This window comes from Pseudomonas sp. NFACC10-1, assembly GCF_900119195.1.
Lineage (GTDB): Bacteria > Pseudomonadota > Gammaproteobacteria > Pseudomonadales > Pseudomonadaceae > Aquipseudomonas > Aquipseudomonas cerasi.
Map to the genome: position 1 here is coordinate 38,306 of NZ_FPJB01000002.1, position 19,548 is coordinate 57,853.

The 19,548-nt window shown below is 60.8% G+C and carries 23 protein-coding genes; 16 read left to right on the forward strand and 7 right to left on the reverse strand.

Annotated features, from left to right (window positions below):
- The first annotated feature begins 19 nt into the window (after nucleotides 1–19).
- From BT119_RS04815 to BT119_RS04835, 5 genes are all read left to right on the forward strand, one after another.
- Complete coding sequence (locus BT119_RS04815; RefSeq protein WP_054081323.1) at nucleotides 20–877, forward strand: MaoC family dehydratase; 858 nt, start codon at nucleotides 20–22, stop codon at nucleotides 875–877.
- Nucleotides 878–998: 121 nt separating this feature from the next.
- Nucleotides 999–1,304, forward strand: coding sequence for a MazG-like family protein (locus tag BT119_RS04820; RefSeq protein ID WP_003366436.1), 306 nt, complete (start codon nucleotides 999–1,001; stop codon nucleotides 1,302–1,304).
- Nucleotides 1,301–2,050, forward strand: coding sequence for a methyltransferase domain-containing protein (locus BT119_RS04825; RefSeq protein WP_003366434.1), 750 nt, complete (start codon nucleotides 1,301–1,303; stop codon nucleotides 2,048–2,050). Before BT119_RS04820 ends, BT119_RS04825 begins: the two co-directional genes overlap by 4 nt.
- Before the next feature lie 19 nt (nucleotides 2,051–2,069).
- Nucleotides 2,070–2,708: a DUF4136 domain-containing protein gene (locus tag BT119_RS04830; RefSeq protein WP_072364972.1), complete on the forward strand. Its 639-nt coding sequence runs from the start codon at nucleotides 2,070–2,072 to the stop codon at nucleotides 2,706–2,708.
- A gap of 18 nt (nucleotides 2,709–2,726) precedes the next feature.
- Entirely contained in the window at nucleotides 2,727–3,293 is a 567-nt protein-coding gene (locus tag BT119_RS04835; RefSeq protein WP_072364973.1) for a DUF4136 domain-containing protein, read from the forward strand.
- An 84-nt stretch (nucleotides 3,294–3,377) separates the two neighbouring features.
- Here BT119_RS04835 and BT119_RS04840 read toward each other — a convergent pair whose 3' ends face one another.
- Genes BT119_RS04840 through BT119_RS04850 form a run of 3 tightly spaced genes read right to left on the reverse strand, consistent with a single transcriptional unit; the run spans nucleotide 3,378 to nucleotide 5,058 of the window.
- The gene (locus BT119_RS04840) at nucleotides 3,378–3,968 is read right to left on the reverse strand and encodes an LON peptidase substrate-binding domain-containing protein (protein WP_003431867.1); all 591 of its coding nucleotides are present in this window, start codon (nucleotides 3,966–3,968) and stop codon (nucleotides 3,378–3,380) included.
- Nucleotides 3,969–3,982: 14 nt separating this feature from the next.
- The gene (locus BT119_RS04845; RefSeq protein WP_003431868.1) at nucleotides 3,983–4,699 is read right to left on the reverse strand and encodes an LrgB family protein; all 717 of its coding nucleotides are present in this window, start codon (nucleotides 4,697–4,699) and stop codon (nucleotides 3,983–3,985) included.
- Nucleotides 4,696–5,058, reverse strand: a complete 363-nt coding sequence (locus BT119_RS04850; RefSeq protein ID WP_003431869.1) for a CidA/LrgA family protein — start codon at nucleotides 5,056–5,058, stop codon at nucleotides 4,696–4,698. Before BT119_RS04850 ends, BT119_RS04845 begins: the two co-directional genes overlap by 4 nt.
- Before the next feature lie 203 nt (nucleotides 5,059–5,261).
- Here BT119_RS04850 and BT119_RS04855 point away from each other — a divergent pair, with 203 nt between their 5' ends.
- From BT119_RS04855 to BT119_RS04865, 3 genes are all read left to right on the forward strand, one after another.
- The gene (locus BT119_RS04855) at nucleotides 5,262–5,717 is read left to right on the forward strand and encodes a MaoC family dehydratase (RefSeq protein ID WP_072364974.1); all 456 of its coding nucleotides are present in this window, start codon (nucleotides 5,262–5,264) and stop codon (nucleotides 5,715–5,717) included.
- A gap of 140 nt (nucleotides 5,718–5,857) precedes the next feature.
- Nucleotides 5,858–7,585, forward strand: coding sequence for a C13 family peptidase (locus tag BT119_RS04860; RefSeq protein ID WP_003366418.1), 1,728 nt, complete (start codon nucleotides 5,858–5,860; stop codon nucleotides 7,583–7,585).
- A gap of 27 nt (nucleotides 7,586–7,612) precedes the next feature.
- Nucleotides 7,613–8,254, forward strand: a complete 642-nt coding sequence (locus tag BT119_RS04865) for an NAD(P)H-binding protein (protein ID WP_003431871.1) — start codon at nucleotides 7,613–7,615, stop codon at nucleotides 8,252–8,254.
- Nucleotides 8,255–8,372: 118 nt separating this feature from the next.
- Here BT119_RS04865 and BT119_RS04870 read toward each other — a convergent pair whose 3' ends face one another.
- Genes BT119_RS04870 through mpl form a run of 3 tightly spaced genes read right to left on the reverse strand, consistent with a single transcriptional unit; the run spans nucleotide 8,373 to nucleotide 10,625 of the window.
- A complete protein-coding gene (locus BT119_RS04870) occupies nucleotides 8,373–8,657 on the reverse strand; it encodes a YceK/YidQ family lipoprotein (protein ID WP_003366412.1) in 285 nt (94 codons plus the stop codon).
- A complete protein-coding gene (gene ubiX / locus BT119_RS04875; protein ID WP_003366410.1) occupies nucleotides 8,650–9,279 on the reverse strand; it encodes a flavin prenyltransferase UbiX in 630 nt (209 codons plus the stop codon). Before ubiX ends, BT119_RS04870 begins: the two co-directional genes overlap by 8 nt.
- The gene (gene mpl, locus BT119_RS04880) at nucleotides 9,276–10,625 is read right to left on the reverse strand and encodes a UDP-N-acetylmuramate:L-alanyl-gamma-D-glutamyl-meso-diaminopimelate ligase (protein WP_058397706.1); all 1,350 of its coding nucleotides are present in this window, start codon (nucleotides 10,623–10,625) and stop codon (nucleotides 9,276–9,278) included. The genes ubiX and mpl overlap by 4 nt, the downstream gene beginning before the upstream one ends.
- A gap of 225 nt (nucleotides 10,626–10,850) precedes the next feature.
- On the opposite strand from mpl, the gene BT119_RS04885 reads away from it, so the two are divergent.
- The 7 genes from BT119_RS04885 (at nucleotide 10,851) to BT119_RS04915 (ending at nucleotide 18,399) form a co-directional block, all read left to right on the forward strand.
- Complete coding sequence (locus BT119_RS04885; RefSeq protein WP_044310536.1) at nucleotides 10,851–12,371, forward strand: acetaldehyde dehydrogenase ExaC; 1,521 nt, start codon at nucleotides 10,851–10,853, stop codon at nucleotides 12,369–12,371.
- Between the two features lie 337 nt (nucleotides 12,372–12,708).
- Nucleotides 12,709–14,103, forward strand: a complete 1,395-nt coding sequence (locus tag BT119_RS04890; protein ID WP_004407936.1) for an ethanolamine ammonia-lyase subunit EutB — start codon at nucleotides 12,709–12,711, stop codon at nucleotides 14,101–14,103.
- Nucleotides 14,100–14,963, forward strand: coding sequence for an ethanolamine ammonia-lyase subunit EutC (gene eutC / locus BT119_RS04895; RefSeq protein ID WP_072364975.1), 864 nt, complete (start codon nucleotides 14,100–14,102; stop codon nucleotides 14,961–14,963). The genes BT119_RS04890 and eutC overlap by 4 nt, the downstream gene beginning before the upstream one ends.
- Nucleotides 14,964–15,214: 251 nt before the next feature.
- A complete protein-coding gene (locus tag BT119_RS04900) occupies nucleotides 15,215–15,862 on the forward strand; it encodes a DedA family protein (protein WP_003366404.1) in 648 nt (215 codons plus the stop codon).
- Nucleotides 15,863–15,865: 3 nt separating this feature from the next.
- Entirely contained in the window at nucleotides 15,866–16,675 is an 810-nt protein-coding gene (locus tag BT119_RS04905; protein WP_054081320.1) for a M90 family metallopeptidase, read from the forward strand.
- A gap of 110 nt (nucleotides 16,676–16,785) precedes the next feature.
- Nucleotides 16,786–17,313, forward strand: a complete 528-nt coding sequence (gene ppa / locus BT119_RS04910) for an inorganic diphosphatase (RefSeq protein ID WP_003366402.1) — start codon at nucleotides 16,786–16,788, stop codon at nucleotides 17,311–17,313.
- 354 nt (nucleotides 17,314–17,667) lie between these two features.
- Complete coding sequence (locus BT119_RS04915) at nucleotides 17,668–18,399, forward strand: LexA family transcriptional regulator (protein ID WP_032609236.1); 732 nt, start codon at nucleotides 17,668–17,670, stop codon at nucleotides 18,397–18,399.
- Nucleotides 18,400–18,748: 349 nt separating this feature from the next.
- On the opposite strand, the gene BT119_RS26225 is transcribed toward BT119_RS04915, so the two are convergent.
- Nucleotides 18,749–18,949, reverse strand: a complete 201-nt coding sequence (locus BT119_RS26225) for a hypothetical protein (RefSeq protein ID WP_083553781.1) — start codon at nucleotides 18,947–18,949, stop codon at nucleotides 18,749–18,751.
- 299 nt (nucleotides 18,950–19,248) lie between these two features.
- Between BT119_RS26225 and BT119_RS04925 the strand changes: the two genes are divergently transcribed.
- Nucleotides 19,249–19,521, forward strand: coding sequence for a helix-turn-helix domain-containing protein (locus tag BT119_RS04925; RefSeq protein WP_003317245.1), 273 nt, complete (start codon nucleotides 19,249–19,251; stop codon nucleotides 19,519–19,521).
- The last annotated feature ends 27 nt before the right edge of the window (nucleotides 19,522–19,548 follow it).

Sequence of the window (19,548 nt, forward strand, 5' to 3'; positions counted from 1 at the left end):
GAATTCAAGGAGATGGATGATGACGGCTCACTGGCGCTACCTCAATTCCCTGCAGCCCCTGTCCAACCTGTTCATCCAGGCTGCGCTCAGGCGCAAGGTCACCGGGATGCAGCTACCCGATCTGGGCTTGCGCAGCTGGATCGCGGTCGATACCGATAAGCTTGAGGCATACCGCAAGGTCTGCGGCTTCGAAGAAAGCAGCTTGCTGCCTCCGACCTATCCGCATGTGCTGGCGTTTCCGCTGCAAATGCAATTGATGACCTCCGAGGACTTTCCATTCCCGCTGCTGGGGTTGATTCACCTCGCCAATCGCACCCGCACGCATCGTCCACTGGGCGGTGTGAGCCAGTTGTACATCAGCGTACAGGCCACTGATCTGCGCCCGCACGCCAAGGGCGCGACGTTCACCCTGGTCACTCAGGCCGAAGACGGCATGGGGCTGTTGTGGGAAGAAGAAAGCACCATGCTGTGCACCGCTGTGCACCTGGAAGACAGCCCTGTGAGCTATCCCGAAGCCGCGCCGCTACCGCTCAGCGAGCTGCAAGGCTGGCGGGCGTCGGCGCAAATAGGCCGCGAATACGCCAAGGTGTCGGGCGACTACAACCCGATTCACCTCAGCGCCCCCAGCGCCAGGCTGTTCGGTTTTCCACGCGCCATCGCCCACGGGATGTGGCTCAAGGCCCGTGCGCTCGCGGCGCTGGGCGAGCATTTGCCGGCCTCGAATGTCGAGATCAGCGTGCAGTTCCAGAAGCCTGTACGCCTGCCTGCCGACGTGACGCTGTCGACCAGTGCCGCCGGCTCGCATGGCCAGTTCCGTGTCGAAGGCCAGGAGGGCATCGTGCATATGGTCGGTAGCTGGCAGCCTGTCAGCGAGTGACGCACAGCCGGATGAACACCTCTGACGGGAGCATTGCTCCCATCAACGGCTGAACAAACCTCAACGCCCACTTGCCTGGCGAACCGTTCCCCCTGAAGCTATGCGTCTTCAGGAGAACACGATGAACCTCGACGAGTTGACCCAACGCCTGCACCGCATCCGCGACCAGAATGACTGGAAGCCATTTCACAGCCCGAAAAACCTGGCCATGGCTGCCAGTGTGGAGATGGCCGAGCTGGTGGAAATATTCCAATGGCTGCGCGAAGACCAGTCCCGCGAGCTGCCTGCCGAACAGTTGGAGCACGCCGGCCAGGAAGTCGGCGACATCGTCCTCTACCTGTTGCTGCTGTGCAGCGAACTGGGGCTGGACATGGACACGGTGGTGCGTAACAAGCTGGCTGACAGCGAGCGGAGATTTGCAAAGTGAGTGATCGGCATTTCGACCAGTTGGCGACCCGCTTTGCGGAAAAGATCTATGGCGGTGCCAAGGGAGCCATTCGTCTGGCGGTGCTGCAGGCCGACCTGACCGAGACCCTGCCCGCTCGACCGCTTCGTGTACTGGATATCGGCGCCGGGCTGGGACACATGTCGCTGTGGCTGGCCGAACAGGGTCATCAGGTAACCCTGACCGAACCCGCCGAGCCGATGCTCGAAGGCGCACGTCAGCGCTTCGCCGATGCCGGACAGACGGCAACCTTCATTCAGGCTCCGTGGCAGGCGCTGCCGGAGTTACTGAGCGACACTTATGATCTGGTGCTGTGCCACGCGGTGCTGGAGTGGCTGGCCGAGCCGCATACCATCCTCCCGGTGCTACGCCAGTTGACCAGGGACGATGGCTGGTTATCACTGGCGTTTTACAACCGCGATGCGTTGATCTATCGCAACCTGTTGAAGGGCCATTTCCGCAAGATGCGCAAGAATGACATGGCCGGGGAAAAACAGAGCCTGACGCCCCAGCAACCGCTCGACCCCCGGGAACTGGCGACGCAACTTGAAGGCCTGTGGCAAGTCGAAACCCGTAGCGGGGTGCGGGTATTTCACGATTACATGCCGGTTGAATTCCAGGCTCGGGCCGAGCTGACGGATCTGCTGGAAATGGAACTGGCGCATCGGCGTCATCCAGCCTTTGCCGGGCTGGGTCGATACCTTCACTGGATGTGCCGTCCGGTCTGACACCACTGCGGAGCCCACCATGAAACACCGTTCTGCCTTGTTTGCCGTGCTGCTGGGGACCAGTCTGTTCGGGATCAGCGCCTGCCAGAGCGACAACCCGTATGTCGCCAGCTCTCTGCCCATGCCGCCCCCTCCTGCGCAGGCGGCAAGGACGCTGGACATGAGCGCCTACCCTGCGCCGCCGCGGGACTATGGGCGTTATCGGTCCTGGGGCTGGCTCAACGGCCAGCTGCCGCCCGGTACGGCGTGGGTGGATTCGGCGCAGGTGGTCGAAGCCGTGAGCAACGGTCTGGACCAGCGTGGTTTGCGACCGGCTCGCGGCAATCAGCCGGCAGACTTGTACGTCACTGCCACGACCCGCCAGGAAACCCGGCTGCGTCAGGTGCGTGAAGATTACGATCCCTACTATGGGGGCGGCATGGGCTATGGCCGCTACGATGGTTACCGGCCCGGTTACGGCGGCTACGCCAGCGTGCCGGTGGTACGCACCTATCAGGAAAAGGTCATGGTGGTGCAGATCAACCTGATCGACGCGCGCAGCAACCAGCCGGTATGGAGCGCCAGCGCCGATGCGCGCGCCAGCAATAATCTGGCCGACCGCAGCAGTGCGTTGCGCCAGGCCGTGCAACAGGCTCTGGCGGCCTACCCGCCTTCGTAACCCTTTCGGAGAACTGCCATGTTTCGCCGTATCGTTCTGCTGACCTGTGCCGTGCTGCTGACGGCCTGTCAGAGCAACTCGATCAATCGCGACTTCGATGCCCAGCGGGATTTCGGCGGCTATCGCAGCTGGAGCTGGAAGGAGCCCGCCGTTCAGTATCAGCCTGACAATGATCCGCGGCTCAAGAGCGACCTGACCGAGCAGCGCCTTCGCCAGTCGGTCGGCGAACAGCTGGACCAGCGTGGTCTGCGCATGGCAACAGCCGGGGCCCGGCCGGATTTGAAAGTGCAGGCCTGGCTGATTGTCGAAAACCGTCAGCAGACGGTCAGCACCAACTATGGCGGGGGCTGGAACCCCTGGGGTGGTTATGGCTACTGGAACGGGCCGATGAACACCGAAACCCGCAGCGTCGACTACAAGGTCGGCACCGTGCAGATCGATATGTTCGACGGCAAGGACGGCAAACTGGTCTGGCGTGGAAGCACCGAGCGCATTCTCAACGACAATGCCGGCAGCCCGTCCGAACGCGATCAGGCCATGCGCACCACGGTGGCGAAAATTCTGGAGCAGTATCCACCGCGCTAACCGCAACTGACGTGCCGATGCGCTGCGTCGGCATGGCGATCCAGACACTTTGCTGCCCTGCGCAATGAACAGCGCGATCCGGGTTCAGGCCTGCAGATCGCCCTGCATTTCATCGAGCAATTCCTGAATCGCGTCGAGACGCTCTTCGGGATCGTCGATTTCCAGCAGTTCCACTTTGTCTTTTTCGGTGAACGGCAGCAGGTAGGCAAGCTGGTTGGACAACGCGTATTGCCCACCGGCAGACATGCCCATGTTCAAGGAAGCCACCATCGGATGCTCGGCCAGCGCTTCGAGCAGGGCCACGAGGTCAGCATCTTCCTCCTGCAACGGGCGCTCCACGGGCTCTTCCAGCCATTCAACCTCAGCCACCAACAGTTGATCGCGCTGAACCTCAGCGGCAACGACGCGGAAGCGACGCCCGCCGACGACCCGAATGCCCAGCAAGCCGTTCTCCTGCTGCTGAAAATCGGTAACCAGCGCTTCGCAGCCGATCAGCGAGTAGCCGCCCGGCACTGGGCCGATTTCACTTCCCTCGGTGATACACACCACACCGAACCCTTCCCCCTGCTTCATGCAGCGGCCGATCATGTCCAGGTAACGGGCTTCGAACAGCTGCAGATCAAGCACGCACCCCGGAAACAGCACAGCGTTCAGTGGAAACAATGGCAGCGTCATAGAAAAGCCTCCTTTTAAATGGCCAGCGACATTGCCAGCGGCAGGAACAACGCCGTCGCAACGCCCATCAGACTCATTGCCAACGCAGCAAAAGCCCCCGATTCCTCGCCCTCCTGCAATGCCACGGATGTGCCTACCGCATGTGCAGTGAGCCCCAGCGCCATGCCTCGGGCAGCAGGATTATCCACCCCGATCAGCGACAGCAGACCGGGGCCGAAAATGGCACCGAATACGCCAGTAATCAACACAAAAACCGCCGCCAGGGCGGCAACCCCGCCGATCTGCTCGGCGACCAGCATGGCAATGGGCGATGTCACCGACTTCGGTGCCATGGTCATCAGAATCATGTGGTCGGCACCAAACAGCACCCCGAAGCCCACGCACAGGCCGGTGGCAAACACCCCGCCGACTACCAGCGTAGTCAAGACCGGCCAGAACAACTGGCGGATCCGTCGCATATTCAGATAGAGCGGGACCGCCAGCGCGACGGTTGCAGGCCCCAGCAGCGTGCCCAGAATCTCGGTGCTTTTGCGGTACTCGGTGTACTCAAGGTCGCAGAACAGCACGACCCCGATCACCACCACCATCGAGACCAGCACGGGCTGCAGAAACAGCCAGCGGGTTCTTTCGTAAGCCGCCATCGCCAGTTGATAGGCACCCAGGGTGATCGCGATGCCGAAAAGCGGGTGATGAATCACCGACAGCCATGCACCGTGCCAGTCAAGACTCATGGCAACTCCCGGCGCTGAGCCTGACGCTTGATCAGGGTCTGCATCAGCCAGCCGACGAAGGTCACGGAAATCATCAGCGACAGGGTCAGCGTGCCGAAGATCGCCCAGAAGTCCTCGGCAATCGCCGACGCGTAAACCATCACCCCGACCGCAGGCGGCACCAGCAGCAACGGCAGATAGCGCAACAAACTGCTGGCAGCAGTGCTGATCGGCTCGCTGACTTCACCGCGCCACATCAGATAGCCCATTAACAGCACGAGGCCGATGATCGGCCCCGGCAAAATCGACAGAAACAGATGGTTGAGCGCGGTCCCCAGCAATTGGAACAGCACCAGCCATGTCAAACCCCTTAACAGCATGAGGACTCCAGCAGATAAACGAACCCGGCGAACGATCGGCGTCATTATAAACACGCTGCGCCAGAGGTCATGAGTGGGTATTCGCATTGCCGCAGTTGCTTGACCGGGCAACCGCCCTCTGCTGATCTGGTCATTCGCCCGCAGGCATCAGCGGATGCGGGCAGGGGCAGCTCCATACCCCCTCATCAGACAAGGAGAGCGGCATGCCTTTTGTACCCGTCGAAGAGCTCAAACAATACACCGGCAAGGACGCAGTCTATTCAGACTGGCTGACCATCGATCAGCAGCGTATCAACCTGTTCGCCGACGCCACAGGGGATTTCCAGTTCATCCATGTCGACCCGGTCAAAGCAGCGCAGACCCCGTTCGGCACGACTATCGCACACGGCTTCCTGTCTTTGTCGCTGATCCCCAAGCTCATGGAGGGCATCATGGTACTGCCCGAAGGCTTGAAGATGGCGGTCAATTACGGGATGGACAGTGTGCGCTTCGTTCAACCGGTGACGGTCAACTCGCGGGTGCGCCTCAAGGTCCAATTGACCGGCGTAAGCGAGAAAAAACCCGGTCAGTGGTTGCTCAAGGCAATGGCCACACTGGAGATAGAAGGTCAGGAAAAACCCGCTTTTGTGGCCGAGCCTTTAACGCTGTGTTTCGTATAAGGCGTTTAAAACATGAAACAGTCGTAACAGACTGTTTCATCCCGCTGACCCGCTGCGGCATACTCCCCTGCGGTCGTGCCCCCTAACATCTGCTCAAGCGGAGCCGGGCTCGCCCCTGAATCATTCTTCCGGGATCTCACATGCGCGCGCTCGCTCCATTGGCTTTGACACTCTTGATCGCAGGTTGCGGTGATGGCGAATCAATTTTGCCGCCAGACGGCCGCCTGCCCGACGGCGGACGCTACCGGGGCGATCTGGTCAATGGCGTTCTACAGGGCCAGGGCCGCATCGATTACCCCAACGGCAGTTGGTACGCAGGTCAGTTCGAAAACGGCCTGCGTCAAGGTCAGGGCGAATGGCACTCCAGCACCGGCGACGTCTACAAGGGTGGCTTCGAGCAAGGTCTGTTCAATGGCCAGGGCCGCCTGACCACCCGCGCTGGCGCGAGTTATGTCGGCAACTTCAAGCTTGGCATGCGCGACGGCGAAGGCACCCAGAAAGACAAGGGCGTGCTTTACCGTGGCCAGTTCAAGGCCGGCGTGTACGACGGGCCCGGTCGCCTGGAGCTGGAAGACGGCAGCCAGCATCAGGGCATGTTCGCCAATGGCAAGGCCAATGGCGAGGGTTCGCGCAGCGACGCCAGCGGCAACCAGTACAGCGGCAATTTCATCGACGGACAATTGCAGGGCACCGGCAGCTTCACCAGCGCTGACGGCGATCAATACGTCGGTAATTTCCACAACAGCCAGCTGGATGGCAAGGGTCGCTACGAAAACAGTGACGGCGACGTCTGGAGCGGTGAATTCAAGGAAGGCGCGCTGACCGGCAAAGGCGAGTTGATCGGCTCTGACGGCAGCCGCTATCAGGGTGATTTCGACAACTGGCGCTTCATGGGTCAGGGCCAGTTGCTGCTGGCCGATGGCAGCCGTTACATCGGCCAGTTTGCCGATGACACTTACCAGGGCGACGGTGTGCTGATTTCCGCCGATGGCAAGGAGCAGCGCGGCATCTGGGCCAATGGTCAGCGGATCCGTGATGCCAAAGGCAAATTGCTGCCGGACCCACTGGAAGCAGGGCTGCTGGTCCAGGGTTCGCTGCTGGACAAGGCACTGGCAGCCGTGCCGGCGTCGACACCCGCTACCGAGCTGTACACGCTCGTGGTAGGTGGCGACGGCAAGCAGAGCGTGTTCATGCGCGAGGCGGACTACGTGAGCAATCTACTCAAGTCGCGTTTCGGGGCCGTCGGACAGGTCAGCCTGGTCAATCATCGCGATCACATGGACGACCGGCCGATGGCGACGCGTGAAACCATCACCCGCGCAGTGCAGACACTCGCCCAGCGCACCGGCCCGGAAGATCTGGTGTTCATTTACCTGACCAGCCACGGCACTCAGGATCATGAACTGGTGCTCGACCAGCCGCGCCTGTCGCTGGCAGACCTGCCCGCCGACGCCCTGGCAGCAGCCCTCGCGCCATTGAAGAACCGTGACAAGGTCGTGGTGATTTCAGCCTGTTATTCGGGCGGGTTCATTCCCGACCTGAAAGATGAGCGCACGCTGATCATGACCGCCTCGCGCGCCGACCGTGTCTCGTTCGGCTGCTCGGAAGAAGCGGACTTCACTTATTTTGGCGATGCACTATTTGCCAGGGCATTGGTCGAAACCGATGACCTGCAACACGCTTTCAACGAAGCGAAGGCCTATGTTGCGCAACGTGAGACCGAAGACAACTTCGAAGCCTCCGAACCGCAGATATGGGCACCCAAAGGAGTCCTGGCGCGCTGGCAGCAGTTGCGCAAGAGCCAGGCCGAACGCGCGTTGAGTACGGCGTTGAACCGCACGGAAGCGAAGACTTCGACTAGCCGCTAGGCTTATGTGTATTAAGGGAGAAGCCACATGTACCTGACGCCGCAACACATCCTGCTCGCAGGAGCCACAGGCCTTACAGGCGAGCATTTGCTGGACCGGCTGCTCAGCGAGCCGACCGTCAGCCGCGTGTTGGCACCGACCCGCAAGCCGCTGGCCGAGCACTCGCACCTGGAAAACCCGATCGGCGAGCTGGCGACCTTGCTGCCAACGCTGTCCGGCCGGGTGGACATCGCATTCTGTTGCCTGGGCACCACGATCAAACAGGCCGGTTCACAGGAAGCCTTCAAGGCCGTCGATCTGGACATGGTCACGGCGTTCGCCAGCCGCGCCCGCGAACTCGGTGCTCGCCACTTGCTGGTGATCAGCGCAGTCGGCGCAGACCCGGCGTCCAGTACCTTTTACAACCGTGTCAAAGGCGAAATGGAACAGGCGCTTCGTGCGCAAGGCTGGCCGCAACTGACCATCGCCCGCCCTTCCCTGCTGGTGGGCAGCCGTCCTGAAACCCGCTGGGTCGAGCAACTGGCGGCACCTATCGCCAAACTGATCCCCGGCAAATACGGCGCCATCGAAGCCTGCCAACTGGCCCGCGCCCTGTGGCGGCTGGCGCTGGAAGAGCAGAACGGCGAACGGATCGTCGAATCGGATGAGCTGCGCAAGCTGGGCAAGTAGGTGATGATCGCCGGGGCCCAGCGCTGATCGTTCCCGCGCTCCGCGTGGGAATGCAGTTCGTGACGCTCTGCGTCACCCAAGGGAGCCTTACCCGATAGCCCAGGTGTCGCTCCGCCCCCTAAAGCCCGCCTGTAGCCTGAACCCCCAGTCCCGCCGCGGTCAGCAATGACAGTGGCAGCAGCAGGGTGTCGAGCAGCGCACTGCCAGGCAGGTCCAGGCCAGGGTAGCTGGGAGCGTCTGCGCCGAATCGGTCGGCGGCACAGCAACCACCCTGCAGCGCGTACATATTCAACCGCGTACCGGCATACACCACCGGCGCACCAGGTTTGGCCGCATTGAGCGTGCGTGCCGTTGCGCATCCGGTCAGCGCCAGCGCAAGCGCTACCAGCAGCAGCTTATTCATCGCCGCCAATATGGTGTTCGCCCCAGCGCGGCAACATGTCCTGAGGAATATTCAGCAGGTTGAGGATCCGCGCGACGATAAAGTCCACCAGGTCGTCGATGGTCTGCGGCTGGTGATAAAAGCCGGGAGACGCCGGCAAAATCACTGCGCCCATATTCGACAGCTTGAGCATGTGTTCCAGATGAATGCTGGAATACGGCGCTTCGCGCGGCACCAGAATCAACTGGCGCCGCTCTTTCAGCGTGACGTCAGCGGCGCGCTCGATCAGATTGTTGCAAGCCCCGGTGGCAATCGCCGACAGCGAACCGGTGGAACACGGCACCACCACCATCGCGCTGGGCGCACCCGAGCCGGAGGCCACTGGCGACATCCAGTCATCGCGTCCATAGACGCGAATCTGCCCGGCAGACGCACCGGTGTACTCCGTCAGAAACGCCTGCATCATCATCGCCTTGGGCGGCAGGCGCACGTCGGTCTCGGTGGCCATCACCAGTTGCGCCGCCTTGGAGATCAGGAAATGTACTTCCCGGTCCTCACGCACCAGACAATCCAGCAGGCGCAGGCCATATTGCGCGCCTGATGCACCGGTCATCGCGACGGTGACGCGCTCCGGGCCGCTCATTGCAACGCCTCCGCCAGTTTGCCATGCAGACCGCCAAAGCCGCCGTTGCTCATGATCACAATGTGCGTGCCGGGCTGCGCCTGGCTTTTGACCTGGGCGATGATTGCCTCGAGGGAATCACAGACCAACGCGGGCACAGTGCCTCCCGCCACTGTTGCCGCCAGGTCCCAGCCCAGATTGGGCGGCGCATACCAGACCACCTGATCCGCCTGACTCACGCTTTCCCGCAAGCCATCGCGATGCGCGCCAAGCTTCATCGAGTTGGAGCGCGGCTCGATGACTGCAATGATCGACGCATCACCGACCTTTTTGCGCAGGCCGTCCAGCGTGGTGGCGATGGCCGTGGGATGATGAGCGAAGTCATCATAAATAGTGATGCCGCGCACGTCGGCGACCTTTTCCATACGCCGTTTGACGCTCTTGAATGCACTGAGCGCCTGCACACCCAGCAGCGGCACCACGCCAACATGGCGAGCGGCTGCCAGCGTCGCCAGGGCGTTTGCTACGTTGTGCTGACCGGTCATGTCCCAGTCGACGGTGCCTTGAAGCTCGCCTTCGAACAGCACTTCAAAGCGCGAGCCGTCTTCGCTCAACAGTCGTGCCTGCCACTGACCGTTCTGGCCTGTGGTCTGTACCGGCGTCCAGCAGCCCATCTCGATGACCCGCGACAACGCCGGCTCGGTAGTCGGATGGATCACCAGGCCTTCACTCGGGATAGTACGCACCAGATGGTGAAACTGGCGTTCGATGGCCGGCAGATCGGGGAAGATGTCGGCATGATCGAACTCAAGATTGTTGAGGATCGCTGTCCGTGGGCGGTAGTGAACGAACTTGGAGCGTTTGTCGAAGAACGCGCTGTCGTACTCATCGGCCTCGACCACAAAGAACGGGGTCTCGCCCAGACGCGCCGACACGGCGAAGTTCTGCGGGATGCCGCCGATCAGGAAGCCGGGGCTCATGCCCGCGTGTTCCAGCACCCAGGCCAGCATGCTGCTGGTGGTGGTCTTGCCGTGCGTGCCGGCCACGGCCAGTACCCAGCGGCCTTGCAGCACATGGTCCGCCAGCCACTGCGGGCCAGACACATACGGCAAACCGGTGTTGAGCACATATTCAACCGCAGGGTTGCCACGCGACAGCGCGTTGCCGACCACTACCAGGTCCGGCGCGGGAATCAGTTGCACGGGATCATAGCCTTGGGTCAGCTCGATGCCCTGCGCCTGGAGCTGGGTGCTCATCGGTGGATAGACATTGGCGTCGGAGCCCGTGACCCGGTGCCCCAACTCTTTGGCGAGCACCGCCAGAGACCCCATGAACGTGCCGCAGATACCAAGGATATGAATATGCATGACCAACCTCTCAGAACATCTGCGCAGGTTAACGTAGGGACGGTGAAATGGCACCCTGAGTTTGTCCGTCGTCTCGCGCGCGCAAGCCATTTCAATGCCAGGCAGATAAGCCTAAAGTCCTAGCCACGGCCGAATGCAAATGGCCTATTCTTGAACGCTTATTGCCAGATACCCGAAAGCAGAATCGACACAGACTCCCTCACAACAAGAACCAGGAGACATACCATGCGTTACGCTCATCCCGGTACCGAAGGCGCTATCGTCAACTTCAAGGAACGCTACGGTAACTACATCGGCGGCGAGTTCGTCGCACCGGTGAAAGGCCAGTATTTCACCAACACCTCGCCGGTCACCGGCAAGGCCATTGCAGAGTTTCCGCGCTCCACCGCCGAAGACATCGACAAGGCACTCGACGCCGCGCACGCTGCCGCTGCGGCCTGGGGCTCGACCTCGGTGCAGGCCCGCTCGCTGGTCCTGCTGAAGATTGCCGATCGCATCGAAGCCAATCTGGAAGTCCTGGCCATCACCGAAACCTGGGACAACGGCAAGGCAATCCGCGAAACCCTCAACGCCGATATTCCGCTGGCTGCCGACCATTTCCGCTACTTCGCCGGCGTGCTGCGTGCGCAGGAAGGCAGCGCCGCCGAAATCGACGGCAATACCGTGGCCTATCACATTCATGAGCCGCTGGGCGTGGTCGGGCAGATCATCCCGTGGAACTTCCCGCTCCTGATGGCCGCCTGGAAACTCGCCCCTGCGCTGGCTGCCGGTAATTGTATCGTGCTCAAACCTGCCGAGCAGACGCCGCTGGGCATCAGCGTGCTGATCGAACTGATCGGCGACCTGCTGCCTCCCGGCGTGCTGAACATCGTGCAGGGTTATGGCCGCGAAGCGGGTGAAGCGCTGGCCAGCAGCAAACGCATCGCCAAAATCGCCTTTACCGGCTCGACACCGGTCGGCTCACACATCATGAAACTGGCTGCGGACAACATCATCCCGTCCACCGTGGAACTGGGCGGCAAGTCGCCGAACATCTTCTTCGAAGACATCATGAGCGCCGAGCCTGAGTTCATCGACAAGGCCGCCGAAGGCCTGGTGCTGGCGTTCTTCAATCAGGGCGAAGTCTGCACCTGCCCGTCTCGCGCGCTGGTGCAGGAGTCGATCTATCCGCAGTTCATGGAAGCGGTGATGCGCAAGGTCGAGAAGATCAAGCGCGGCGACCCGCTGGACACCGACACCATGGTCGGCGCGCAGGCATCCGAGCAACAATTCGACAAGATTCTTTCGTACCTGGACATCGCCAAGGGCGAAGGCGCAGAGCTGTTGACCGGCGGCAAAGTGGAGAAGCTGGAGGGCAACCTGTCCACTGGCTACTACATTCAGCCGACGCTGCTCAAAGGCAACAATAAAATGCGCGTGTTCCAGGAAGAAATCTTCGGCCCGGTGGTCAGCGTCACGACCTTCAAGGACGAAGCAGAAGCCGTGGCCATCGCCAACGATACCGAGTTCGGTCTGGGCGCAGGCCTGTGGACCCGCGACATCAACCGCGCCTACCGCGTGGGCCGGGCGATCAAGGCCGGACGCGTGTGGACCAACTGCTACCACCTGTACCCGGCACACGCCGCGTTCGGTGGCTACAAGAAATCCGGCGTCGGCCGCGAAACCCACAAAATCGCGCTTGAGCATTATCAACAGACCAAAAACCTGCTGGTGAGCTACGACACCAACCCGCTGGGTTTCTTCTAGCACCCGCCCGCGATATGACGCAAAGCGTCACGAACTGCATGCCAACGCGGAGCATTGGCACGATAGTCGTCTCAAGATGTTTATCGCTCCCGCGCACTGCGCGATAGTCATCTCAAAAACATCGCGCACCAACCCTGTGCATCGCGCCTTGGCCCACCGCCCTGGCGTGATGCATCTTTGCTCTGAATCCTCCGTTCATGGTTGCAAACTCGCACTCCCGGTCAGGATGGAGTATTAATTGCTTGCATCGCTTCCCACAGTCGTTTGAACCGGGACGTATCCGTTTCAGCGAAAGACTACGTCCGACGCAAGCAGCGCGACGTCATGGAGAATCTGTATGGCGAGCTTTTCCCATTCTGTCGGTGCGCAGACGTACCGCTTCGACAGCCTCAAAGAAGTCATGGCCAAGGCCAGTCCTGCGCGCTCCGGTGACTATCTGGCCGAAGTCGCGGCGCAGAACGACGGTGAGCGAGTCGCAGCGCAGATGGCGCTGGCGAACATTCCGCTCAAGCACTTTCTTGAAGAAGCCCTGATCCCTTACGAACAGGACGAAGTTACCCGGCTGATCATCGACACCCACGACAAACTGGCGTTTGCCCCGGTCAGTCATCTGACAGTCGGCGGCTTTCGCGACTGGCTGCTCAGCGACAAGGCCGACGAAACCAGTCTGCGCGCGCTGGCCCCCGGCCTGACCCCGGAAATGGCCGCTGCCGTTTCAAAGATCATGCGTGTGCAGGATCTGGTGCTGGTGGCGCAGAAAATCCGCGTGGTCACGCGCTTCCGTAACACCATGGGCCTGCGCGGCCGTCTGTCGACACGCCTGCAACCCAATCACCCCACCGACGACCCGTCCGGCATTGCCGCCAGCGTGCTCGACGGCCTGCTGTACGGTAACGGCGATGCCATGATCGGCATCAACCCGGCCACTGACAGCACCTCGTCCATCGTTGCTCTGCTGGAAATGCTCGACGCCATTGTCCAGCGCTATGAAATCCCTACGCAATCCTGCGTGCTGACCCACGTCACCACCTCGATTGAAGTGATCAACCGTGGCGTACCGGTCGATCTGGTGTTTCAGTCGATCACCGGCACTGAAGCCGCCAACGCCAGCTTCGGCATCAGTCTCAAGCTGTTGCAGGAAGGCTATGAAGCGGGCCTGAGCCTGAACCGCGGCACCCTCGGGCAAAACCTGATGTATTTCGAGACCGGGCAAGGCAGCGCGCTGTCGGCCAACGCGCACCATGGCGTCGACCAGCAGACCTGCGAGACCCGCGCCTATGCCGTCGCCCGGCATTTCAATCCGTTTCTGGTCAACACCGTGGTCGGCTTCATCGGCCCCGAGTACCTGTACAACGGCAAACAGATCATCCGCGCCGGTCTGGAGGATCACTTCTGCGGCAAACTGCTGGGCGTACCGATGGGCTGTGACATCTGCTACACCAACCACGCAGAGGCCGATCAGGACGACATGGACACTCTGCTGACATTGCTGGGCGTCGCGGGGATCAACTTCATCATGGGCATTCCCGGCTCCGACGACATCATGCTCAACTACCAGACCACCTCGTTCCACGACGCGCTGTACGCCAGGCAAAGCCTGGGCCTGCGTCCTGCACCGGAATACGAAGCCTGGCTGGAGAAAATGGGCATCTTCACCCAGGCCGACGGTCGTGTGCGCTTCGGCGACAGCCTGCCGCCTGCCTTCCGTCAGGCGCTGGCGCATCTAGCATGAGTGACGAGCCGATGAACGAACTACAAGACAGCGCCGCCCCCACCAATCCCTGGCTGGAACTGCGCCGCCTGACCCCCGCGCGTATTGCGTTGGGTCGTACCGGCACCAGCCTGCCGACCTCTGCGCAACTGGACTTTCAAGCCGCTCATGCGCAGGCACGCGACGCGGTGCATCTGGCCTTCGACCATGCCGCGATCAGCGCACAACTGACCGAAAAAGGTCGTGAAACCCTGTTGCTGCACAGCGCCGCGACCGACCGGGACAGCTACCTGCAGCGCCCGGACCTGGGCCGTCGCCTGAATGACGAATCAGCGCAGACGTTGCGTGACTATGCTGCGGCTCATCCGGGCGGTCTTGATCTGGCGGTAGTGGTAGCCGACGGTCTGTCCGCCCTGGCGGTGCATCGGCATGCGGTGCCTTTCCTCATTCGCCTGGAAGAACAGGCCAGTGCCGAGGGCTGGTCGCTGTCGCCAGTGATCATGGTCGAACAGGGCCGCGTCGCGGTGGCCGATGAGGTCGGCGAACTGCTCGGTGCGAAGATGGTGGTCATTCTGATCGGCGAGCGCCCCGGTCTCAGCTCCCCGGACAGTCTGGGCCTGTACTTCACCTACGCGCCAAAGGTCGGGCTGAACGACGCGCACCGCAACTGTATTTCCAATGTGCGCCTGGAAGGCTTGAGCTACGGCATGGCCGCTCATCGGCTGCTGTACCTGATGCGCGAGGCCTGCAGGCGGCAGATTTCCGGGGTCAATCTGAAGGACGAAGCTGAGCTGCAGATTCTGGAATCAGACGGCACTGATGATCATTCAGAAAAACCCATCGGCAACTTCCTGCTCGACGGTCCTGCAGCGCCGCATTAGGCCCCATGCAGGCTTATGCCATTCCAAGCCGCCGGGTCGATTCGCGTAATCAGCCCGGCGTATGGCATCAGCCCGGATGAACGTTGCGGCCTGTTCATCCCTTCTGAAGACGTACCGCTCCCCCCCCCCATTCAACCCCGCCGCTTATTCCGAAGCCCCTTCTGCGCATTCTGCTTCTATAATGCCGCGCATACGCACAGTCGTTTCTTCCGCATGCGACCCCGGACAGGGTTCTCGCCTCAGGTGCTTTAATGGAATTCAACCCGCTCGACCTTATTCTGCATCTCGACGTTTACCTTGACCTGTTGGTGACCAACTACGGCACATGGGTTTACGCGATTCTGTTTCTGGTGATTTTCTGCGAGACCGGGCTGGTGATCATGCCCTTCCTGCCGGGCGACTCGCTGCTGTTCATCGCTGGCGCCGTGGCTGCCGGTGGCGGCATGGACCCGGTCCTGCTGGCCGGGTTGCTGATGCTCGCAGCGATTCTGGGCGACAGCACCAACTACGTGATTGGCCGCACGGTTGGCGAAAAACTGTTCAGCAATTCGTCATCGCGCATCTTCCGCCGCGACTACCTGCTGCGCACCCAGGATTTTTACGCACGCCACGGCGGCAAGACCGTCACGCTGGCGCGCTTCCTGCCGATTATCCGCACCTTCGCGCCGTTTGTAGCCGGTGTGGGCAGGATGTCCTATCCGCGCTTCGTGGGCTTCAGCGTGCTGGGTTCGGTGCTGTGGGTCGGCAGTCTGGTGACCCTGGGCTTCTTCTTCGGCAACGTGCCATTCATCAAGCACAACCTGACCTTCCTGGTACTGGCAATCATCCTGCTGTCACTGGTGCCGATGGTCATCGGCGTGGTGCGCAGCCGCACCGCGCGTCCGGTCGACGCGCGCTGAACCATGTGGTCATTCAGCCACTGGCGCAGGCAGCGCACGCTGGCCCGACACCCGGTTGCTGAAGAACTATGGCAGAACGTCTGCGCACGTCTGCCGATCCTTGATGGCCTGAGCAGTGAGCAACACGCGCAACTGCGTGACGCCTGCGTGCTTTTTCTGCATGACAAACACCTCAGCGCACTGCCGGGCGTTGATCTGGATGACGAACAACGGCTGTTCCTCGCCGCCCAGGCGCAACTGCCGCTGCTGAACCTGGGCGAACTGAACTGGTATCAGGGTTTTCATGAAATCGTGTTGTACCCCGACGACTTCGTCAGCCCGCAGCGCCATCGCGATGCCAGCGGCGTCGAACACGAGTGGGATGGCGAGCACAGTGGCGAGGCCTGGCTGCAGGGCCCGGTGATTCTGGCCTGGCCCGGCGTATTGAGCAGCGGCGACTGGGATGGCTACAACCTGGTGATCCATGAACTGGCGCACAAGCTCGACATGCTCAACGGCGACGCCAATGGCCTGCCGCCGCTGCACAGCGATATGCAGGTGACCGAATGGGCTCGCGTCATGCAAAGCGCGTTCGATGATCTCAACCGGCAACTGGACCACAACCCCGACGCCGAGCCCGCCATCGATCCCTATGCCGCCGAAGACCCCGCCGAATTCTTCGCCGTGACCAGCGAATACTTCTTCAGCGCACCCGATCTGCTGCACAGCAGTTACCCGGCAGTCTACGAACAACTGAAAGCGTTCTACCGCCAGGACACCCTGGCGCGGCTCGACCTGCTGCGTCAACAGGACCCGGCTTACCGGGACAGCTGACGGCCGCCAAGGCCATGCGTGGCAACCAAAACAGAATATGCCTATAATCCGGACCACTTTATGGCGGTTCGCGCCACAATCTGTCTGGTCAACTAGGGGGGCAATGCCCAATGAGCTACAGCAAGATTCCGGCGGGTAAAGACCTGCCGAACGACATCTACGTCGCGATCGAAATCCCGGCCAACCACGCGCCGATCAAATACGAAATCGACAAAGATTCCGATTGCCTGTTCGTTGACCGTTTCATGGCCACCCCAATGTTCTACCCGGCCAACTACGGTTTCATTCCCAACACCCTGGCTGACGACGGCGACCCGCTGGACGTGCTGGTGGTAACCCCATACCCGGTTACTCCAGGCTCGGTTATCCGCGCACGCCCGGTAGGCATCCTGCACATGACTGACGACGGCGGCGGCGATGCCAAAGTTATCGCGGTGCCACACGACAAGCTGTCCCAGCTGTACGTCGACGTGAAAGAGTACACCGATCTGCCGCCGCTGCTGCTGGAGCAAATCAAGCACTTCTTCGAGAACTACAAGGATCTCGAAAAAGGCAAATGGGTGAAGATCGAAGGTTGGGGCAACGCTGACGCTGCCCGCGCCGAGATCACCAAATCGGTTGCGGCCTTCAAAGGCTGATCACCGATCTGGCGTTTCAGGGCGCGAACACCCGTGCCCTGAAACACGCTCCCCCCTCCTCGCTGCACCTCCCCGCACACCTCTCTTGCTGAAACGAAATCACCCGTTTTTTTGCAGCACGCACGTTTAAAAATGCGCCCGCCTTTTAGACATTCAATGAACAGTTCGTTAATGCCCGTATAGCGGGGGTAAACGCGCAATACCTCGTTTAGCGCCAAAAGCGCTATTACGGAATCCACCTACACGACATTCATTCCATCCGTAGTCCGGATAGCCACGCCCACCCTGGGATAACGTCGACGTCAACACCTCGTTCATTTAAACGCCCAGACGACGCCCGTAGACTTCGCCACTATGAATACATCAGGTGATCGACTCCGCATCCTCCTTCGGGAGTGCCATCTCACAGCGACTGATTTTGCCGCCAACCGCAAAATCACGCCGCAACACGTCAATAACTGGTTCAAGCGTGGCGTGCCCATGGCGCGGATTGACGAGGTGGCTGAACTGTTGACCGTTAACGCCCGCTGGCTGCGCACCGGCGAAGGCCCCAAACACCCTAACGAATGCGCCAATGAAAACACCGGCGGCAATACCCGCGTCATCATTCATCAGGCCAGAAACGTGTCGCGCGGCGACGTGGAAATCCAGATTTTCATGGAAGCGGAATCCACCCAAGGCCTCGGCAAGACCGTCCTCGCCGAAGCCCCCGGACAGAAAATCCGCCTGCCCCTGCAAGTCCTGCAGAACATGGGCATCGACCCGAAAAACTGCATGTGCGTCGCCATGGTCGGCAACAGCATGGCCGACAAGATCCAGGACGGCTCGATCCTCGGCGTCGACCGCGAACTGACCCAGGTCATCGACGGCGAAATCTACGCCCTCGAACACGGCGGCATCCTGCGCGTCCGCTACCTCTACCGCCTGCCCAACGGCGGCCTGCGCCTGCGCAGCCACAACGACGCCGAATACCCGGACGAACTGTTCAGCGCCGAAGACATCGACAGGGAAAAAATAAGGATTCTGGGCTGGATATTCTGGTGGTCGACCCTGAACAGCCGACGCAATGCCATGCTGCTGTTATGAGGTGTTTACGGCTGAAAGGCATTCGGGCTGGGCATGGGAGGCGAAGTTCAGTATCCTGTTCGCCATCCAGAGTACCTGACGCAGTCATGCGATGCGGTGTTTGAACGGGGCATGTGATCCGTTTGCCCTGTTGTCTATTCGCGCTTCTTCAAGAGGCGTACCTGTTGAAGGCGATTGCGGTCTATCAAAAATAGATCAGAACCGCCTACGAGAAGCCGGCCACAAGCCGGCTTTTTAATGCCTACTGCTTTCTTCCTGCGGCTGGGCAGTGGATATCATCTGCTTGAGAAGCTTCCCGCCAAATCAGCCGCTGGCATTACTTTGCTGGTTGTCCAATTGCTCACAGAAACTACCCACCGCCCTTCCCCAACCGCCTCCGCCGCGCCACCAGCGCCCTGCGCAGGGAAACATCCGCATACTCCATAAACAGCGTTGCCAATCGATTCAGCGCTGCCTCTTCCTCTTCACCGCCCACGATTGAATCGAAGCCGAGCGCACGCTTGTTCTGTTCGGGCAGTTCTTCCCAGCTGGTCATGAGATAGGCGTACATTGCGCTGACGATTTGGGGGCCAGTCGAGGGCTTGGGCTTTGGGGATGCCTCGGCTAGAACACCTATCCGCGAACGCAGGCGCTGGAGAGCGCGACATTTTTTGCAGATGGGTAGGTATCTTGATGCTTGACGCCGTTGCGATGATCCGCAGGCTTTGTGACGACTCATGAAGCATCTACTCCTTTGCTGTGGCAGCGACTCATCCTTGTAAAGCGCACTCGGCATAATGAATGCTATAGCGTGTAGCGCTATAACGTGCATTCAAGCGAAATCCCTTCCTTTTGTAAAGGGGGTGCGCAATGGATCTGAGCAACGCAATCGGAGCAGCACTGAAAGAAGCGCGCGAAGCGAAGGGTCTCACGCAGGAGGATTTTGTCGGGGTCAGCGGCAGGACGTATCTGTCCGAGATCGAACGCGGGTTGAAGAGCCCGACGCTTGAAAAGCTGGATCAGCTCGCGACCAGGATCGGAATTCATCCGCTTGAGCTGCTGGTCTCGTGCTATGCAAAGCAGGCGTCGATGAGTCAGCAAGCTTTGCTGGATATGCTGGATGAACGCTTGCGTAACGCGTGACGTATTTCGATACCTACACACGCCCAG

Bases quoted from the DNA above. Each gene is read 5' to 3' on its own strand.
- BT119_RS04860 (WP_003366418.1), top strand. From the start codon at position 5,858: ATGCGCGCGCTCGCTCCATTGGCTTTGACACTCTTGATCGCAGGTTGC.
- ubiX (WP_003366410.1), bottom strand. From the start codon at position 9,279: ATGAGCGGCCCGGAGCGCGTCACCGTCGCGATGACCGGTGCATCAGGC.
- BT119_RS04840 (WP_003431867.1), bottom strand. From the start codon at position 3,968: ATGACGCTGCCATTGTTTCCACTGAACGCTGTGCTGTTTCCGGGGTGC.
- BT119_RS04815 (WP_054081323.1), top strand. From the start codon at position 20: ATGACGGCTCACTGGCGCTACCTCAATTCCCTGCAGCCCCTGTCCAAC.
- BT119_RS04915 (WP_032609236.1), top strand. From the start codon at position 17,668: ATGAATACATCAGGTGATCGACTCCGCATCCTCCTTCGGGAGTGCCAT.
- BT119_RS04850 (WP_003431869.1), bottom strand. From the start codon at position 5,058: ATGCTGTTAAGGGGTTTGACATGGCTGGTGCTGTTCCAATTGCTGGGG.
- BT119_RS04925 (WP_003317245.1), top strand. From the start codon at position 19,249: ATGGATCTGAGCAACGCAATCGGAGCAGCACTGAAAGAAGCGCGCGAA.
- BT119_RS04870 (WP_003366412.1), bottom strand. From the start codon at position 8,657: ATGAATAAGCTGCTGCTGGTAGCGCTTGCGCTGGCGCTGACCGGATGC.
- ppa (WP_003366402.1), top strand. From the start codon at position 16,786: ATGAGCTACAGCAAGATTCCGGCGGGTAAAGACCTGCCGAACGACATC.
- BT119_RS04865 (WP_003431871.1), top strand. From the start codon at position 7,613: ATGTACCTGACGCCGCAACACATCCTGCTCGCAGGAGCCACAGGCCTT.
- eutC (WP_072364975.1), top strand. From the start codon at position 14,100: ATGAGTGACGAGCCGATGAACGAACTACAAGACAGCGCCGCCCCCACC.
- BT119_RS04885 (WP_044310536.1), top strand. From the start codon at position 10,851: ATGCGTTACGCTCATCCCGGTACCGAAGGCGCTATCGTCAACTTCAAG.
- BT119_RS04900 (WP_003366404.1), top strand. From the start codon at position 15,215: ATGGAATTCAACCCGCTCGACCTTATTCTGCATCTCGACGTTTACCTT.
- BT119_RS04890 (WP_004407936.1), top strand. From the start codon at position 12,709: ATGGCGAGCTTTTCCCATTCTGTCGGTGCGCAGACGTACCGCTTCGAC.
- BT119_RS04905 (WP_054081320.1), top strand. From the start codon at position 15,866: ATGTGGTCATTCAGCCACTGGCGCAGGCAGCGCACGCTGGCCCGACAC.
- BT119_RS26225 (WP_083553781.1), bottom strand. From the start codon at position 18,949: ATGTACGCCTATCTCATGACCAGCTGGGAAGAACTGCCCGAACAGAAC.
- BT119_RS04835 (WP_072364973.1), top strand. From the start codon at position 2,727: ATGTTTCGCCGTATCGTTCTGCTGACCTGTGCCGTGCTGCTGACGGCC.
- BT119_RS04820 (WP_003366436.1), top strand. From the start codon at position 999: ATGAACCTCGACGAGTTGACCCAACGCCTGCACCGCATCCGCGACCAG.
- BT119_RS04855 (WP_072364974.1), top strand. From the start codon at position 5,262: ATGCCTTTTGTACCCGTCGAAGAGCTCAAACAATACACCGGCAAGGAC.
- mpl (WP_058397706.1), bottom strand. From the start codon at position 10,625: ATGCATATTCATATCCTTGGTATCTGCGGCACGTTCATGGGGTCTCTG.
- BT119_RS04845 (WP_003431868.1), bottom strand. From the start codon at position 4,699: ATGAGTCTTGACTGGCACGGTGCATGGCTGTCGGTGATTCATCACCCG.
- BT119_RS04830 (WP_072364972.1), top strand. From the start codon at position 2,070: ATGAAACACCGTTCTGCCTTGTTTGCCGTGCTGCTGGGGACCAGTCTG.